Consider the following 17,139-nt stretch of genomic DNA (forward strand, 5'->3'; position numbering starts at 1 on the left):
ATGGCTCGGCTGGCGGTTATCCGGTCTCAGCCTACGTGCTGCTTATACAGCGGACCGATGGACTAGCCGCCTGTGGATGGCAATTTGGCTAGCTCGGCGACGGCACTTCCCCGTCTCGTGATGACAATTCTTTGCTCTGGCTCTCTGATGGGGGCTTTCATCCTTCCCCCGGCTTTCGCTGTCTCCTGACCCTACTTTTCGATGACGTCATATCCGCTGACCTACTAAATTCGGTTCTGCACCGTCCGACGGAGATTATCTTCTGATCGCATGACGCTTCGGGCTGTCTATGTGTGTTTTTGTATCGCTGTTCTGATACGAGAGAGCTGCGAGCTGTGTTCAATATGGCTGTGTGTGGTCGATATGTGTCGTCGTGTGGGCTATTTATACGCTGATGGCCGTCCTAATCGGGCCTTTCAGGAGGTCAAAGGCAAAAAGGGATATTTTGCCCCGAACCCGGTGTTTGAGGGCATAATTTCCCCCGGTCTTGTGAATTGAAATGGCAAAAATAGTAAAAGTGCCATATGGGTGTAGCGGCCCAACTTTTACCATTTTGACTTGGTAACGCTGTTGCCTCAGTCTCACTGCAATTCAGGTTTCCATGCAAGCCAATATGACATTCAGCAAAGAGCAATTTCTGCCCAAGAACAATCCAAAATCAGCTTATCCCCGGTATCTGATTATTGGCTTTGATACCGAGTATCAGCGGGAAGAGTTCGTGAATGCTGATGGTTTGGTGGAGATCAGGAATAAGGTTCTGTCCTACCAGTTTAGCTGTCGGGTCATAACGCGAAGCAATGAGGGGAAAGAGCCAAGCTGGTCGGGGATTGTTCTGCCGAAAGGGCGTCGGGACGAAGATCGGCTCACTCTGTCTGAGTTTGTCTCCCATGCTTTGGCGGCGGGCTTCCGTGCCCATCCGGGTTTAAAGCTGCCCGTCGATATCTATCTGGTGGCGCACTTCACACGAGCGGATGTGCCGGGGTTCAGCGACTTCAAGGATGAGGACAAACGCGCCAGTCTCAATCTCGAAAACGTCCGAAGCCTGTTCATGAATGTCAGCAAGGACATTGCGGTCAAGCTGCCTCAGGGCAAAGGTCGAAAACCCATTCGCCTTGGTGTGAAGATCAGAGACACCATTGCGCTGGCTCCTACGGGTGCCAGAAGTCTGGCGCAGCTTGGTGACATCCTTGGATTTGAAAAGCTGAAGCTCGCTGATGATCCGGAAGAAGAGCTGTATCTGAAGCGGCATATGGCGGTGTTCATGGAGCGCGATTGGCGGCTGTTTCGGGACTATGCCATTCGCGATGCCGAGATTTGTGCGCATTACACCTCACGGATCATCCGGCTGTATTTTGATAAGACCGGCAAGTTCAAACTGCCCGTGACACTGACCTCCATCGGCGTTGATTTGATCCAAGAATATTGGGCAAGTCATGGTGTTCATCCTCTGGACATCGTGGCGAAGGAAGAGGTGATTGAGAAGTACTGGAGCAAGAAGAACAATCGCTTTCAGTCCCGCAAGCGGATTGTCTCGACAAATAAGCTGCATTGGAACGAGGACTTTTTTACCGAGTGTTATCATGGAGGGCGAAACGAGCAATTCTGGTTTGGCCCTGCGCTAGAAGGCGTCTGGTACGATTACGATCTGACAAGCGCCTATCCTTCGGCCATGGCGATCATCGGTGCGCCTCGCTGGGACACAATTAGGGCCATTGGCAGCACCGACGAATTGCTTACCCGCTTTGCCGTGGATGATCTGGCCTTTGCCAATGTGGACTTCGAATTTCCGGAAGATGTGAGATATCCGGTTTTGCCTGTGCGAACCGAGAATGGATTGCTGTTTCCAAGGAAGGGCAACAGCACAACCCACATCAGCGAAATCCTTTTGGCCAAGCAGCTTGGTTGCAAGATCAGTTTGGTTGAAGGGCGGCAGATCGACTCTGACAGGATCATCAGCCGGACAGAGGAATATGCTCCTGCGAAACGCCCCTTCTCAGGCTTTGCCCGCAACTGTATCGCCGAACGCTCCAAGTATCCCAAGAAGACGTTGGACAACCTATTCTGGAAAGAGCTTGTGAATTCCACCTATGGCAAAACCGCTCAAGGGCTAAGGGAGCGGCGCATATACGATCTGCGGGATGCCGAGACTAAGCCACTTGAACCAAGCAAGATCACCAATCCCGTCTATGCCGCCTTCATCACGGCCTTCTGTCGGGGTGTGTTGGGTGAAATCATGAACGCTCTTCCCGAAAGTGTTCAAATCTTCAGCGTGACGACGGACGGCTTTCTGACGACGGCGACAGATCAACAGATGCGGGATGTCGTTCATGCTGGCCCCTTGGGTCAAAGATATCTGGATGCAAGACGACGGCTTGCGGGTGAATGGGGTATCTACGAGATCAAGCATATCATCCGTCAGCCTGTGGGCTGGCGCACCCGTGGGCAGGCTACTTTGAAGCCGTCTGAGACTTCCGATTGGGATGTCACAGGCATGTACCCTAAAGACGATGAGAAGGTTGTTTTGGCTAAAGGTGGCATCAAGCTTGAGGGGGTGCTGAACAAGTCCGAACAGAATGCCGAGATCACCAAGCTGTTCTTTGAACGCAAGCCCACCGACACGCTGACGGTGACAATGGGTGCTGGTATTCGCGAGATGTACGAACAGGGCTTGGACTTCGTGGACAAGACAATGGTCAAACGGCTGTCGATGGAGTTCGACTGGAAGCGGAAGCCCGACAAAGCGGGCGAGGTGCTGGCCTCCTACGGCAAAGGAAAGACCTGTGAGCATCTGGCCTTCTCCACACAGCCTTGGGAAACCGTCGATCAGTTCAACACCACGCGCGCGATCTGGTCCCAATACAACAAGGGCGACCCCCATTGTCTGAAGACCTTCACGGACTACCAAAGCTTTGCATCGTTTTTTGAAGGCAAGCTGGCGGCTCAAGGTGAAGCCGGGAAATATCTGGCCAAGGAAGATGGTGTGATGAAAAGGCTAAGGCGTGATCTCGCCATTGCCCACAAGTTGCGAAAGGCGGGAACACACAAGCTGAAGCATCATGCTTTTGGGCGGGAGAGTTTGACCGAAGATGGCAAGCTCAAAGTTGGGGATTTTGCCGAACTACTGTCGGATGAATTTGGCGTACCTTGTTCCAAGCAAGACCTAGACAACGCCCGGAAGAAAACCGTCTTCACCCCGCATCAGGTGCCGCGAACAGCCGAGACCGTGGCTGTCTTGGAGCAGGTGAAACAGGAGTTGTTTCCGCTGCTGGAAATTGATGTGTTCTTGACGCCGGTGGCGGCGTTCAATCTAGATGTGGACCAAGCCGACATAACGTATCCCTCGTGGCTCACTGAGCTTTGTATTGTGAATGCAGAGAAGTAGTTAACGCACCGTTTCAGAGGGATTTTTTTAAGGGGGTATGGAATAACACCGCTAGCTAGGTTACCGATTGATCCGTGAGTTCCGCACTCGGCAGTAGCAGTGCATGAGAAGTTAGTTTGATGCTTTGAAGACTGCACCCCGACATAGGCAGGTTCACTACTGGAGGAATGTCAATTGCCCATCGTCAAAGAAATTGCCATCAAAGGCTTTCGAAAAAAGGACTATTTTCTTAAATTCCAAGACGGACGTCTTGTTCTCGTGGGAGAAAATGGTGCGGGAAAGACAACCATTCTGCAGATTATACAGAATTTTCTTGTATGTCGGTGGTCAGCGCTTTCAGACTTCGACTTTGAAAGCTGTTCAGTAATGTTCGACGATGGAACTCAGATTATCATCGAGCATTCCGAACTTCTTCCCGAGCGCGATGCTTTTAGATCCGCGCTTCTGAAAAATGTTAGCCCAAGTGTTTCAAGAAAGATCAGGAGCTTACTCGAGCGAGGTGAATTGGATCACGCTCGACACTTGGTCACGCGATATTCTGATGCACCACCTTGGGAGGCTGACGAGACTATTTTTGAGCTTTCAAGACACTTTAGGCATTGGGATTCATCGAACTTAGAGAGTAAAAGCAAGCGTAGTAGGCGTTTGGCCGACAAGGCTAAGCAGATGAAACTAAAACTCAATTCACAGGTAGTTTATCTTCCAACTTATCGGCGAATTGAAAAAGAACTGCATGCTGTCCTTAAGATGAAGGACACTGAGCTAGCCAGGAAGTATCGGTCAAATCGGTCTCAGTCCGAGGATGCTCAGTACCTAGAGCTTGTGGAATTCGGGATGGGAGATGTGCAAGAGCTGGTTTCCCAAACACTAAGGAAAATCCGAGATTTTCAACTTACCCAATCTCTAAGCCTTTCCATTTCTTCTTTGTCTGACATTGTGAAGGGTAAATTCAAGGATGATCCAGACATAGAAGAATTATCTATCGATGGAGCACATGTGGATAGCGTCCTTGCCAGAATTGACAGTTCGGTCCTCCAAAACTTGGACGTAGGTGAAATTAAACGTTCTGTCATGACAAGCCTTTCACGAGATGGTGAGGCTAGGAAGTCTCTTTCCACTCAAGAAAAAATCGTTTTGTCATATTTCAAGCGCTTGTTGGATTTCCACAACGACCTCAATGAAAGAGAAGCATCTATCACTTCGTTCTGTGAGGTGTGTGAGAGCTTTATGAAGGGAAAGAAATTTAGCTACGATATACTGACGGGGACAATCGGTATCAAAAGCAATGAAACCGAAATTGAACTCAGTGAATTGTCTTCTGGTGAAAAGCAGATTGTATCTCTTTTTTGCCATCTGTTGCTTTCAGGTAATGAGGCATTTTTCATTATTGTGGATGAGCCCGAATTATCTCTTTCCGTGCCCTGGCAAAGAGAGTTCCTTGAAAAAGTCTCCAATTTGACGGCTTGCTCTGGTTTGTTAGCCGTAACTCACTCGCCATTCATCTATGACAATTCGTTGCGGGGATGCACACGCTCGATTGGACAATTGGCGAAGGGTGCAGACTGGGGCAATGTATCGGAGGTTAAGACCGATGAATGACCTCCAGCCTGAGCCCGATATGCTGGAGATTCACGCTGCTGCAATGGAAGATGTGGATTCGGCAGTACACGATTTGCTTTTGGGCTATACGCAAGACAACTTGATTTACCTGTTCGTCGAAGGGCGTGGTGATGTCTCATTCTACCGACAGGCTATCTCAGCCAAGTTAAAGAACGGCTGGAGTGTTAAAGTCTTCTTTTCAGGGAGCCGAAAGAAGGTCTTTAAATCTCAAGAGGACATTTCTGCTCACGATCTAGATCTGGGCAGATTTGCATTCATCGTGGATAGGGACTTCCATAGTGTTTTTGTCGACGAAACACTGTCGGAAGAATTTTACATTACAGATGGATATTCGATCGAAAACACACTTTGCACAGGGAAACTCTTAGTCGGTGTTCTGGAAGCCTACTACGGGTTGTCCAACATTACTCAAGTTGAAGCAAACGCGTTAGAAGAACACTTTGACGGAGCTAGTGGGCGTTTTTGCGAACATATTGCGCCACTCACTTTTCAGATGGCTTCTTGGCGCGCAAAGGGCACTGAGGTTCAATTCACAACAATCAAACCCAATTCGTTAGTTGCGATTCGTGAGGATCAGGATTTGGTAACAGGAGAAATGCCTCGTGAAAGTTTGGCTACACAATGCGCTGCTCTAAAAAGTGTTCAATGTAATAGTAGCGACATTTCATCTGTTCGCACACAAATTCTTGGAAAGTATGATCTCAGGCAGATTACGAGAGGTAAATTTTTTGCTTGGTTTTTCTGTAAGTACCTTGAAGTATTGCCACACATATTTACTGAGGTGATTGGTGCCGAGAAAAAGTTACCGAAGACCTTTGTTACCATTGGAGCCAACAACTTCACCGCTGTTTGTGGAACGCAGGCAAGCATTCCAGAGACACTGTGGCGTTTTTTGAATGCTCGATTTCCTGACGCGTCAGTAGCAATGGATGAGGAGTTAGCCGCCTAGAGGAGTAGGGCTTGTCTTAGTATGCGAAAGGCGTTTTGCTCCGGTATCAGAGCTGTCCTAGTTTTCGTTCCTCTGGTAGAAGTGCGACGTAGTTCCGGACCGTCTGCGGATACCATTTACCGCCCTTGGCCGTTCGGACACCCCGCTCGTTCAGCAGCCGTGCGGTTCCCGAAAACGTTCCAGCCTCCTTGAAGGCTCGTTCAAACTCATCCCGGATGGTCTCGAAGAAATCCCGCTTCTCTGATTGGCGCTTGGCGTTCAGGGCATGAGCATTCCGGCCAAGGACGGTCCCACGGTTCTTTGCCGCTCTGAGAGCCGCTTTGGTGCGTTCTGAAATCTGTCGGCGCTCCTCCTCCGCAAAGCAGGCCAACAGGTGCAAAAAGAATGTTGAGACGTTTGGGTGCTCACATACGACCAACTCAATCCCTTGGTCGATGATCCCCGAGATGAACGACACCTTCCGGGAGAAACGGTCGAGCTTCGGGATTAGCAGCTTGGATCGGGTCTTCTTGACGAGGTTGATCGCGTTCCACAGTTCGGCCCGGTCATCTCGTTTGCCTGACTGGATTTCCGTGAACTCGGCTATCACTTTGTCATGCGGCTGAAGGAACTGATCGACCATCGCACGTTGGGCTTCCAGCCCGAGGCCGGACCGCCCCTGCCGTTCCGTCGAAACTCGATAATAGGCAACGTACTCCGTCAATTTGAACCCTCCGTATAAAACAAATCTTGGTTTGTCGTAGAAGGGATCGAGAAAATTCGATTTGCCGACAACGGATTTGAGAAAGACAATCCTGAGGGGGGAATATCGTGGCCGGAGCAGAGCAGTTCTCCGCTCCGGCAGTTGGGTTCAGCTTTCGGGGATTGCCGCAATGCTGGTGAGGTTAAAAGAGAAAGACCGTCTTGTTAGTTCTGGCGTGGAGCCCGTGACAAGGGACCAAGTTGTTCGCAGGCATTGGTTCTCGTTCATGTTGCCGGGATTGAAACTGCCTGAGAAAGAAACCGGCTGTCCCCCTTCTAAACCGAGCACCACGTTACGGTAGGCAGCCGGAACTTCGGCGCGGATATTGTTGTCGTGGCCGATTTCCACTTCAAGATACATGTCGTTGTTGTCGTCCGTCAGGTTGGCTTCATCGAAAATTCCGACCCAGCCGACCTTGCCGCTAAGTGGGTTGTAGGCTGTCCCACCGCACAGTTCTTTGTTGCCTTTGATGTATGCCGCGGCCTTGGCTGCATCATTCGCGGCATCGTCTGCGGCTGCAACGGCCCGTCCAACAATATCGAGAAATGCCTTTTGGTCCGCTGGTGCTTGGGATGTCACGTGCGCCATGAATTTCTCTTCTCGAGGGTCGGTCGTGAAAAAAGTGTATACGAAGTAACCGACACCCACGAAGAGGATTAGCTTGATAACGTCAACGATGCTCCCACCGTCCTTTGTTTTGGTTTCAGCGATGTCGTTGGTTTCTGGAGATTTTGTCATAATTGTTTGCCTGCGTTCGATGTTGTCCGGGCGCGAGATGTGCTCGCAATGCCTTGGTACGACCAACCGAGTAGGAGGCCGACAGGGAGTATCTACTTTTTAGATAATCTGATTTCAAGATTATTGGGAACCCTCGCATGCTGCGGGGGACAAATGACAAAAACACTTCGCTCTGAAGGGCAGATTGCTCTTGTAGAATCTTTGATACAGGCTCGGAAAGATGCTGGGCTCTCACAGGCGGAACTTGCGGAACGACTGCGCTGTCATCAGTCGTTCGTTGCACGCATAGAGAGTGGTCAGCGACGAATCGACGTCCCTGAACTTGTGATACTATGCCGCGCTTTGGTGGTGGATCCAGTAGAGGTACTGTTGAAGGTTGCCGATTGCACGCCCCTCGACGCTCGGATTTAAATACCTGATTTCATTCAAATAAAGAAGGTTTTTGGGTTAAGTTTTTGCCCAAAAATCGAACATTCGCTTTGTGACGGTAAAGACAAGTGCAAGGCGCCTGGCTCCTGTTGGGCTGATTCTCATTTGAGAATTCTCACCGCATAAAGGTAATTATCACTATCGTTTGGCGTGTGGTTTGCTAGTGTGATCGGGAATGACAAAATGTGTGCCTTTGGACTAAATAGCATTGAATATTTCAGAGACTAATTTTCACTACCGTGATGCAATGCGGCTACTTTTTATACTGACCAGTATGTCGGAAGCTCTGGAGGGGGATGAAACGGATGGCCACCCGTCCCACAAGTTCAGTGGTGAGTTGAAACTCATGAAACTCGATTTCTATGTTCGGTACCCGGACTATCTGGCCAACCAGCTCCTAGAGCAATACCGAGCGAGCGGAGACGTCAAGTTCCTGCATCTTGCTCGAGAAATCATGATCGGAGAAGAGCCTGACGTTCGCACCATCCTGATGGTTCGTTGGCGGTATGGCGCATATGAAAGAATTGAAACTGCTCTATCTATTCTGGAGGCACCGGGTCTCATTAGGGCGGTTCGGGACACTCAGGCTCCCGGGAAACCTTGGACATACCTGATTTTTCCGAGCGCTTTTAGCGTCGTAGCAGACGCAATAAATCAACAACCCAGTTTGGCGTGGTACATGCGCCAGATCGACGCGATCAAGTGTCTCCCCAAGACAACTGGGAGCGCATTGAAGGATGCGCAATATTCCGTTCCTGAGTATGAGAATGCGGCTATTGGAAAGCCGATACCGAGTATTCGGAATAAGGTCATTGAACTATTGGAGCAGCTAGATGCTTGAAGCGAAGAATGCTCTTTCACTGGAAGAGTGGTATGCGGAAATTGCTCGCAAGTCAGGCGTAGCGGTCAATGTTGTAAAGCAGGTTCATTCTGAATACGGTGTTGAGCCTCAATCTGCGATCCCAGAAAGGAAAGCAATTCGGTTTCAGAGATTCAAATTCTCTGGCACCAAAACAGGAACTGAGGATGATGGGCCGTTCGCCTTTGAATGGGAGGGGCTTCGAGCTGGACTTTTTGGGGTTTTTTCTGAAGAGGTCAACTTGGTCGGAAAGTCCACAATACTCAATCTCCTTTACAGCGTTCTAAGAGGGAATTTTGAGAAGGTTTCGCCAGTGACGATGCACTGGATCAATAAGGTTGAGGCTGCATTCTCGATAGGTGCATCAGAGTATAAGCTACTCGTGGAGTCTCTGAGCGATCCTGTGTCTGGTCAAGCTATTCTATCTCGTGATGGCGGCGACAATACCAATGTTGTTTTTCAAGGTCCTTTATCTGACCTTAGCGAATTTATGGACCAGTTGTTCATGAGGGAACTTAGTTTTGACAAGATGTACACGACTCTGAAGAAGGAGAAACTGGTTCCTCACGGTTGGCCTGCCATGGCTTCGGCACTCTTTGTTTCCAGTAGCGAAGGAGCAATTGTGGGTGACCACATTGCCGGATACTCGCAGAGACTATTGCAAACATTCATCGGTTTGCCTTGGGTTTCCACCCAAAGCCGAGCATCTGCGATGCATAAAATTTTGCTTAAGAAGTCCAGCGATAAAAAGGCCAATAACTCGGAGAACAGTTCTTCCAAAGCTTTAGAAGAACTAAATCGCCAGTTGGGTGAGCTGCCTGAAGGAACGGAGTTGGAGCGTCAGGCACGCTTAGATGAAGATGAAATGAAAACCCTCACTAAAGACGCCGTACACTTTCAAAGCGATCTTAATTCTACGGATCTATCCATCAGTCGAAAAGAAGCTGAGCTGGAGGTGTTGCGTTCAGAATGGGTGAAGCTGAAAAGGTTGCTTCAGGCGAAGATAGAAGAGCAAAATGCTGGTCTGATTTTTCGAAAGCTTGAGCCGGTATGCTGCCCGTCGTGTGAATCAACGAGTTTTCGCGAAGTTGCTGAGATGGCGCAGCATGGAGATAGCTGCCCTCTCTGCAAAGATAGCAGCCCGAACAAAGCCGATTTAGAGGACCCCGATTTTGTACAACTGTCTACAGAAGTTGATGAAGCAGAGGGTCAAATAAACGTGATTAAAGAGGAAATAGTATGTCTAAGAAAGGATCGTGAGCGGCTTGAAAGTCGACTGTCAAAAACGATTACGGACCAAGGTAAACTGGAAAAAAAACTCTCTGAAGCGGATCATCTTTCTGTTCAAGTCGCGAAACGCTCCGCACTTGAATTGGCGATCAAGGAGCTTAGTGCTGCCATTTCGAGCGCGCCGAAAGTAGTTCAAGATTCAGACCTTCTGTCGGTGAAAATATTGGATGAAACTCAGAAAGCAACGAAACAAATGTTTTCGGAGCAAGAAGAGCAGCTCTTCAAAGACGCATCTGAAGTTATTAAGAGCGTAGCAACTAAGCTTGGAGTAAAGCACCTGAAGCAGGTGGAGTGGACATCAAGTAAAACAGGTATCCACATTGCTGATACCGATACTACATACACAAAGCTCAGTCCCGGTGAAAAGCTAAGGTTCCGTATAGCGGCGTCAATCACGATCGCGAAGATTTCAGCGCAAACAGGCCGAGGTCGACATCCTGGAATATTGTTCTTTGACTCGGCTAAGTCCGAAGAAATTTCGGACAACGATTTCGATGAGATAATGCGGTCAATATCTGAGTTGGCGGACGAAGATGATGATCTTCAAATCTTCATTTCTTCTGTGACGCGGAAAGACAGTTTTGAAGCTAAGAGGTTTGCTGACTACAAGCTGGCCAAAGGTGATGAGTACTTGTTTTGAGAGGTTCTGCGAATGAAACTTGGGAGCCGCTAATAATAGACGCTTTGCTTAACGATAGCGCGCTCACGGCTGCCGAAGTCGACATCACGACTATTCGGGAGCTATGGTCCTCAAGGTTCCGCCGCCCCCCGTTGTCTGGAGCTTTTCTACACTGGCTTTCTGAAGCGCCAGTATTCGAAGGTCAGAGCTCATTGTTATGTGAGCTTTTAGGAGATGCAACAGACCCCGGAGGTTTTGCGTCTCTTTCAAATGCATTCATTGTCTCGCCAAGTTTTCGTCTTGCGTTTCTCTCAAACTTTCCTGAGGCAGTTGACAAGCTGATTGAGATCTTCAGTGACCGGAGCCTTTTTGCGGCTTTGCGGGGCCAAGCCTTGCAAGCCGTTGCCATTCTTGCATTGCATAGCCCGGCTCACTTTCGTCGCTTGCGTTCAACCTTTTTTGCGATCGCTGACGACGAGGACGAAGGCTTCATCAAATATGTGTCCGCCATAGTAGGTGCTTTGTCGCATCATGCTGACTTGAGTGAGGCAGAAGCACATTTGGAGAGGTTTCTTGAGTGGCGTGAAGCAGCTGCAGAAGCGCGTTTCCAGCTTGGCCTAATCAAACTTCGAGAAGGTTTGGCTTCCTCTAGTGCTAGCGCTGCCGTTGATAATTTTGAAGCTGCTAGGTCTCTTTTTTTGACTGACAATTCAGTGAAATCTGGACGAACCGAGGCGGAGCTTTTTTCCCTGTGCCTGAGTTTTCTTCTTCAATGTCATAGAGAAAATTCTTTTCCGAGTGCTGACGACTTGGAGAGCTTGAGGAAGTTGTCATTCCAGTTTTTTGCCTATCACGACCAGAGTTATTCCCATAACAAGTTTGTTGGTTCGGAAAAATTGGCCGCGACCCAATGGATAACATTTGCATCCAAGCTCTGCGATCTATCTGTGTCTCTGGAAGACGAAATTTGGTTGGAAGCTGCCCGAATAATTGAGGAGGAACTGCTATTCCTTCTTTCAGCTTCGTCAACGATTTTTGGACGTGGCAGCTCCGGAAGCATCGAAGACATGGTATCCCCACCAATTTTAGGGCGTATTCAGCTTTCGAACTATCAATTAGCCGCAACTGCAAGATGGTTGAAGTCTGCAGGAGAACAGGAGGGTGACGCTAACTGGAAAGCTATCTACTCTGATATTCGCTCTCGACTTAAGAGCGGAGTGCTCAGAAACCCCACGAAGGTATCAGACCGGGCGCTAAAAAAAGATACCGCAGCCCACAAATATGGCGCAGGGACTAGTTGGACTGAGGAAGCCATTCAAGAGGCAATGGCGTCGGCAGGTGAACACTTTAGAGCTAAAGCACCTACTCCGGCTCGTACGGCAATCTTGGAGCACGTGGCGGGTTACCTCAGGACATGTGATGAAAAAGATGACATTTTCAAATTCCCACACGCGACTTTAACATTTTTCTACTTGCTCGACGTTCTGATAGGATTCATCTCGGAGAGGCTAAACTCCCCAAGAAGAACGCTTAGTGGCCTCGATTACTTAATGAAGGAAGAAGTTGAGAATGCTAAAGAGGAGCATTTTCAGGAAGACCTCTATAGCTACCTGCTAGGCCGAAACGGTGTGAACTTGTCATATGAGCCCCGAATGCTTGGTGGTGGACGGGCCGATATTGTCGTAATCTCCGAGAATATTCAGACCGTGTTGGAGCTAAAGAGGACCAAACAAGAAAACACGTCTGTTGAAACTACAAATAAGTTTGCACCTCAAGCAACGACATACCAAACAGCACAAACGAATTTTTGTTTTCTAGGCGTTTTGAGTTTGGATGATGTGCGGGGCGAAGTGAGCGATTTGCGTGACTGTATTCAAGTTTCGAGATGGACGCCGGTTGGTGGCGAAACCAGTTACACAGTTACGTTGTTTAAGCTGCAAGGAAATCGAGTAACCCCCTCAGAGCTGTCAAAGAGACCAAAGAAGGGTATACCAAATTAGTGAGCTTGTTACCTTTGAGTTTGTCTTCAAACCAATTTGAAGGAAGAGCTTGGGAGCAACGTTTGGCGGCTGCTCTCGAGAACCTCCGTAAGGTTCAAAAACCGTTTTTGGAACGCTACTGGCAGGCAAACGGTTATCCGACCCAAGTGTCTTGGAACGGTCGAGATGAAACGCCGTTTCCAAGCGACGATCTGCTCATGCTCTATCAAGATGTTCTGTATCGGTTCGATAAGAGGCGAGACCAATTCTATCAGCCTCTTCGAGCGGCCTTGGATCCGGTGCGGGGAGTCTTGCGAGGACATCCACGTCTCGGATCCGCACTGGGCATCCGCACAGGCAACGACGACTTTCACATGGGCATTCTGAATGGAAGCACTCTTACCAGTCTAAGTGGTTTGATCGTTGGGCAGATGGCCAATTGCCAAACCCATACAGAAGCTGGCTTTCAGGAGACGGCAGCGAAACTCAATTCCTTGCTTCTGTTACCTGACAGGAAGTTTTCAGCGCTTCAAACTGGTCTAAATGTTGGAATGGACATCGCTCTTTTCCACGGTGCTTACATCGATTCCGAGGTCGATTTAGGGGAAGGATATTCGCTCATTCCTTTCTCTTATCTATCGGACTACGTTGATCCGGTTTGGCTCAAAGACGTTGCTCCCGAACATATCGAACGTAGGCACACCAAGAGTATTTTCGGAGTGGTTCGCAGGTTTGTTTGGAAGCCCATGGTACGTCCCAAGCATTCGTATCGGTATTCCGAACCGCGAACGCCACCTCCGCTGTTTCACCGCTGGGTGGAAGAGTTTGCAAACTTGTTGGCGGTATCGCTTGGCACAAGAGTGTCTTGGATGTGGACGCTGGAAGGCTGTGTCTCACAGACAGCAGCAGGTCTACTTGGCAACACTTACCATCCAGACATGGCCCAAAAAGGTCGTTCGATTAGTCATTTGTTTGATCCGTTTGCAAAAGTTCAACTGGCATGTCCAGAACGAGTTGAGGACGCCAAGTTGTTGTTTTCACGCAAGAGTGAGACAGCATATGCTGACCTAGCGTCAGAGGTATATCGCTTAGCAGAAGCATATAGCCGAGACGGTCGTTTTGCTGCACACGACAGGGTTTTGGATGTGGCAATTGTTTTCGAACGCATGTTCCAACCGCCGGCCAGAGGCATCAGCAACTTTCTTCAAAATGAGATCGCCGAACTTCTTGGTCAGAGTGAAGAAGAAAGAGAGGGCCTGAAGGCAGAGGTGAAGCACTTTTACGAGGTTCGATCAGCGATCATTCATGGCCCATCAGGCGAAAAGAAATCCCAACGACTTCGAGAAACGGTTCAGGCTTGGGAAAACGGTGTTAGAATTGCTCGAGAAGTTTTGCTTCGGAAGCTGCAGTAGATATTCCGCCAAGGCTTGCTTGTTTGATTTCGGATGTGTGTGATTTCATCAAATATTGTTTCATTTCAACTTCTTAACGTGAGTTTTCTCGATGATTCTCAAAAGTTATACACAAAATGATACACTCATATATAAACACCTGATTTCATTATTGGTAATATGATTGAAAATCCTCGTGTCGGTGGTTCGATTCCGCCCCCGGGCACCACTTCCCAAGCCTGAATAATTGTACTGCTGCAGTATGCACGGCGAGGCCTGGTGGCATTCGGAGCGCTTATCGCCCCGGGTTGTCTTTTTGGAATAGGGCCCCTTCAGCGCAGCAGCGAACGATTTGGGCGTGAAGAGCTCATGTCTGATTGCGCGCGCCAACGGCTTGCCACCGCTTCCTTTCCCCTGTACATGCCGCCTCTATCGTCTTCGGGCGAGATTCTCTCGTGGGAGATTGAGGGATCGCGATCCTGAAATCCGACCACGCAACTTGAATTGGATGGGACGCGTCCCGTCCTAGTTGAAAGGAAAACCAAATGGCTAAGAAGCTTGTTGGTTCGATGAAGCTGCAGGTTCCTGCAGGTCAGGCAAACCCGTCCCCGCCGGTCGGCCCGGCCCTGGGTCAGCGCGGCATCAACATCATGGAATTCTGCAAGGCGTTCAACGCCAAGACCGCAGACATGGAGCCCGGTGCGCCGTGCCCGACCGTGATCACCTACTACCAGGACAAGTCCTTCACCATGGACATCAAGACGCCGCCCGCGTCTTACTACCTGAAGAAGGCTGCCAAGATTAAGTCCGGCGCGACCAACCCGTCGCGCGAAACCGTCGGCACCGTGACCGCGGCTCAGGTGAAAGAGATCGCCGAAGCCAAGATGAAAGATCTGAACGCCAACGACGTCGAAGCGGCAATGCAGATCATCCTGGGCTCTGCCCGCTCCATGGGCATCGAGGTGAAGTAAGATGGCAAAGCTCGGAAAACGCACCCGCGCTGCGCGCGAAGCTTTCGCTGGCAAGGACAACCTGTCGGTGGAAGAGGCTGTTGCCCTGATCAAGGCCAACGCCAACGCTAAGTTCGACGAAACCGTCGAAATCGCCATGAACCTGGGCGTTGACACCCGTCACGCAGACCAGATGGTCCGCGGCGTGGTTGGCCTGCCGAACGGCACCGGCAAAGACATGCGCGTCGCTGTCTTCGCTCGCGGCCCCAAGGCGGACGAAGCCAAGGAAGCCGGCGCAGACATCGTTGGCGCCGAAGACCTGATGGAATCCATCCAGGCCGGCAACATCGACTTTGACCGCTGCATCGCGACCCCGGACATGATGCCCGTCGTCGGCCGCCTGGGTAAGATCCTCGGCCCGCGCAACCTGATGCCGAACCCGAAAGTCGGCACCGTGACCATGGACGTGAAAGCGGCCGTGGAAGCAGCCAAGGGCGGCGAAGTCCAGTTCAAAGCGGAAAAAGGCGGCGTTGTGCACGCCGGCGTCGGCAAAGCGTCCTTTGACGAAGCCAAGCTGGTCGAGAACGTCCGTGCCTTCGTGTCGGCTGTGGCCAAAGCCAAGCCGTCGGGCGCCAAAGGCGCCTACATGAAAAAGATCAACCTGTCCTCGACCATGGGTCCGGGCATCACGGTTGACGTGGACAACGCTGTCACCGAGTGATCGGGACGCACAGCTGATGTCAGAAGGGCGGCACCGCAAGGGCCGCCCTTTTTGTGTCCTGGCGGAATGCCGCGGGCAGGCGCATTTTCCAATTTGCCCCTTGGAAATCCCCTCAAATGGGACTAATTACGGCTGCGAGGTAAAGCGTGCGATTCGTCGTGCGCTTTATTTCATTTCGTCCAAGATGGTGGGTGGTCTCCGATCTGACCTTAATTTCCCTCCTGAGACGGGTACAGACCAAGAAGATCGGGGGTTTTCAATCCCTCGGGCGGATTTGGCTCATCCCGTAAAACGGACCTGAACGCCGGTTCATTTGAGCCGGCAAATATGAGCCGGGGTGTGTAAGCATCCCTAACTTGGAGAGAACTGTGGATAGAGCCCAGAAAGAGAAAGTGGTCGAGGAACTCGGCCAGATCTTCGAAAGCTCTGGCGTCGTGGTGGTTGCTCACTACGCCGGTCTGACAGTTGCCGAGATGCAGGATCTGCGCGCACGTGCCCGTGACGCGAACAGCTCCGTGCGTGTTGCCAAGAACAGGCTCGCCAAAATCGCCCTCGAGGGTAAGCCGTGTGCAAGCATGGCCGGCCTGCTGACAGGGATGACCGTTCTGACCTATTCCGAAGACCCCGTGTCCGCCGCCAAGGTGGCCGAGGGTTTCGCCAAGGATAACAAAAAGTTTGAGATCCTTGGCGGCGCAATGGGTGAGAATGCTCTGGACCGTGCCGGTGTCGAAGCCGTGTCGAAAATGCCGTCCCGCGACGAGCTCATCGCTCAGATCGCAAGCTGCATTGGCGCACCTGCTTCCAACATCGCCGGCGCGATTGGCGCACCTGCAAGCAACATCGCAAGCATCCTTTCGACCATCGAAGAGAAGGCGGAAGCTGCGTAAGCGGTTGGCACTGAATGACTGGCGTGGGGCATGTCCCGCACGTTGGAACACACATACTGTAAACGGAAAGAGCTGATACAATGGCTGATCTGAAAGCACTCGCAGAAAGCATCGTGGGTCTGACCCTGCTGGAAGCACAAGAACTGAAAACCATCCTGAAAGACGAATACGGCATCGAGCCCGCAGCAGGCGGCGCAGTTGTCATGGCAGCTGGCGGCGACGCCGGCGGTGCAGCTGAAGAAGAAAAGACCGAATTCGACGTCGTTCTGAAGAACGCCGGCGCTTCCAAGATCAATGTGATCAAAGAAGTTCGCGGCATCACCGGCCTGGGCCTGAAAGAAGCCAAAGAGCTGGTCGAAGCAGGCGGCAAAATCAAAGAAGGCATCGACAAAGCCGAAGCAGAAGACATCAAAGCCAAGCTGGAAGCAGCTGGCGCCGAAGTCGAGCTGGCCTAAGTCCTGCCTCTGGTGCATTCCAGATGCATCGGAAATTTGGCTGGGTCCGGAGTTTTCCGGGCCCAGCCTAACCTGTCTTAAAAAGGGCCTTGGGTAAGGGGCGCTTTTTCAGGCGAGGTTCAAGGGAT

14 protein-coding genes are annotated in these 17,139 nt (G+C 50.6%); 12 read left to right on the forward strand and 2 right to left on the reverse strand.

Features of this window, described 5'->3' with window-relative positions; genetic code table 11:
* Positions 1-613: 613 nt before the first annotated feature.
* The 3 genes from ACTRWG_RS09145 to ACTRWG_RS09155 all read left to right on the forward strand — a co-directional run bounded on the left by ACTRWG_RS09145 (position 614) and on the right by ACTRWG_RS09155 (position 5,951).
* The gene (locus ACTRWG_RS09145) at positions 614-3,382 is read left to right on the forward strand and encodes a DNA polymerase (protein WP_462829231.1); all 2,769 of its coding nucleotides are present in this window, start codon (positions 614-616) and stop codon (positions 3,380-3,382) included.
* A 174-nt stretch (positions 3,383-3,556) separates the two neighbouring features.
* The gene (locus ACTRWG_RS09150) at positions 3,557-4,981 is read left to right on the forward strand and encodes an AAA family ATPase (RefSeq protein WP_462829232.1); all 1,425 of its coding nucleotides are present in this window, start codon (positions 3,557-3,559) and stop codon (positions 4,979-4,981) included.
* The gene (locus ACTRWG_RS09155) at positions 4,974-5,951 is read left to right on the forward strand and encodes a DUF4435 domain-containing protein (protein WP_462829233.1); all 978 of its coding nucleotides are present in this window, start codon (positions 4,974-4,976) and stop codon (positions 5,949-5,951) included. The genes ACTRWG_RS09150 and ACTRWG_RS09155 overlap by 8 nt, the downstream gene beginning before the upstream one ends.
* A gap of 46 nt (positions 5,952-5,997) precedes the next feature.
* Here the strand turns inward: ACTRWG_RS09155 and ACTRWG_RS09160 are convergent, their stop codons facing one another.
* Positions 5,998-6,654, reverse strand: coding sequence for a recombinase family protein (locus ACTRWG_RS09160; protein WP_462829234.1), 657 nt, complete (start codon positions 6,652-6,654; stop codon positions 5,998-6,000).
* 147 nt (positions 6,655-6,801) lie between these two features.
* A complete protein-coding gene (locus ACTRWG_RS09165; protein WP_462829235.1) occupies positions 6,802-7,431 on the reverse strand; it encodes a hypothetical protein in 630 nt (209 codons plus the stop codon).
* A gap of 153 nt (positions 7,432-7,584) precedes the next feature.
* On the opposite strand from ACTRWG_RS09165, the gene ACTRWG_RS09170 reads away from it, so the two are divergent.
* The 9 genes from ACTRWG_RS09170 to rplL all read left to right on the forward strand — a co-directional run bounded on the left by ACTRWG_RS09170 (position 7,585) and on the right by rplL (position 17,011).
* Entirely contained in the window at positions 7,585-7,842 is a 258-nt protein-coding gene (locus ACTRWG_RS09170; RefSeq protein ID WP_462829236.1) for a helix-turn-helix domain-containing protein, read from the forward strand.
* A gap of 226 nt (positions 7,843-8,068) precedes the next feature.
* Positions 8,069-8,701, forward strand: a complete 633-nt coding sequence (locus ACTRWG_RS09175) for a hypothetical protein (protein ID WP_462829237.1) — start codon at positions 8,069-8,071, stop codon at positions 8,699-8,701.
* Positions 8,694-10,649: a hypothetical protein gene (locus ACTRWG_RS09180; RefSeq protein WP_462829238.1), complete on the forward strand. Its 1,956-nt coding sequence runs from the start codon at positions 8,694-8,696 to the stop codon at positions 10,647-10,649. Before ACTRWG_RS09175 ends, ACTRWG_RS09180 begins: the two co-directional genes overlap by 8 nt.
* 44 nt (positions 10,650-10,693) lie before the next feature.
* Complete coding sequence (locus ACTRWG_RS09185; RefSeq protein ID WP_462829239.1) at positions 10,694-12,628, forward strand: hypothetical protein; 1,935 nt, start codon at positions 10,694-10,696, stop codon at positions 12,626-12,628.
* Positions 12,629-12,690: 62 nt separating this feature from the next.
* Entirely contained in the window at positions 12,691-14,019 is a 1,329-nt protein-coding gene (locus tag ACTRWG_RS09190) for a hypothetical protein (protein WP_462829240.1), read from the forward strand.
* Between the two features lie 524 nt (positions 14,020-14,543).
* The gene (gene rplK, locus ACTRWG_RS09195; RefSeq protein ID WP_027236229.1) at positions 14,544-14,969 is read left to right on the forward strand and encodes a 50S ribosomal protein L11; all 426 of its coding nucleotides are present in this window, start codon (positions 14,544-14,546) and stop codon (positions 14,967-14,969) included.
* A 1-nt stretch (position 14,970) separates the two neighbouring features.
* Entirely contained in the window at positions 14,971-15,669 is a 699-nt protein-coding gene (gene rplA, locus ACTRWG_RS09200; protein WP_027236230.1) for a 50S ribosomal protein L1, read from the forward strand.
* Positions 15,670-16,037: 368 nt separating this feature from the next.
* Positions 16,038-16,556: a 50S ribosomal protein L10 gene (gene rplJ, locus ACTRWG_RS09205; protein WP_027236231.1), complete on the forward strand. Its 519-nt coding sequence runs from the start codon at positions 16,038-16,040 to the stop codon at positions 16,554-16,556.
* A gap of 80 nt (positions 16,557-16,636) precedes the next feature.
* Positions 16,637-17,011, forward strand: a complete 375-nt coding sequence (gene rplL, locus ACTRWG_RS09210; RefSeq protein ID WP_027236232.1) for a 50S ribosomal protein L7/L12 — start codon at positions 16,637-16,639, stop codon at positions 17,009-17,011.
* Positions 17,012-17,139: the final 128 nt, after the last annotated feature.

It is taken from the genome of Leisingera sp. G5_S3_59_S7 (assembly GCF_054968485.1).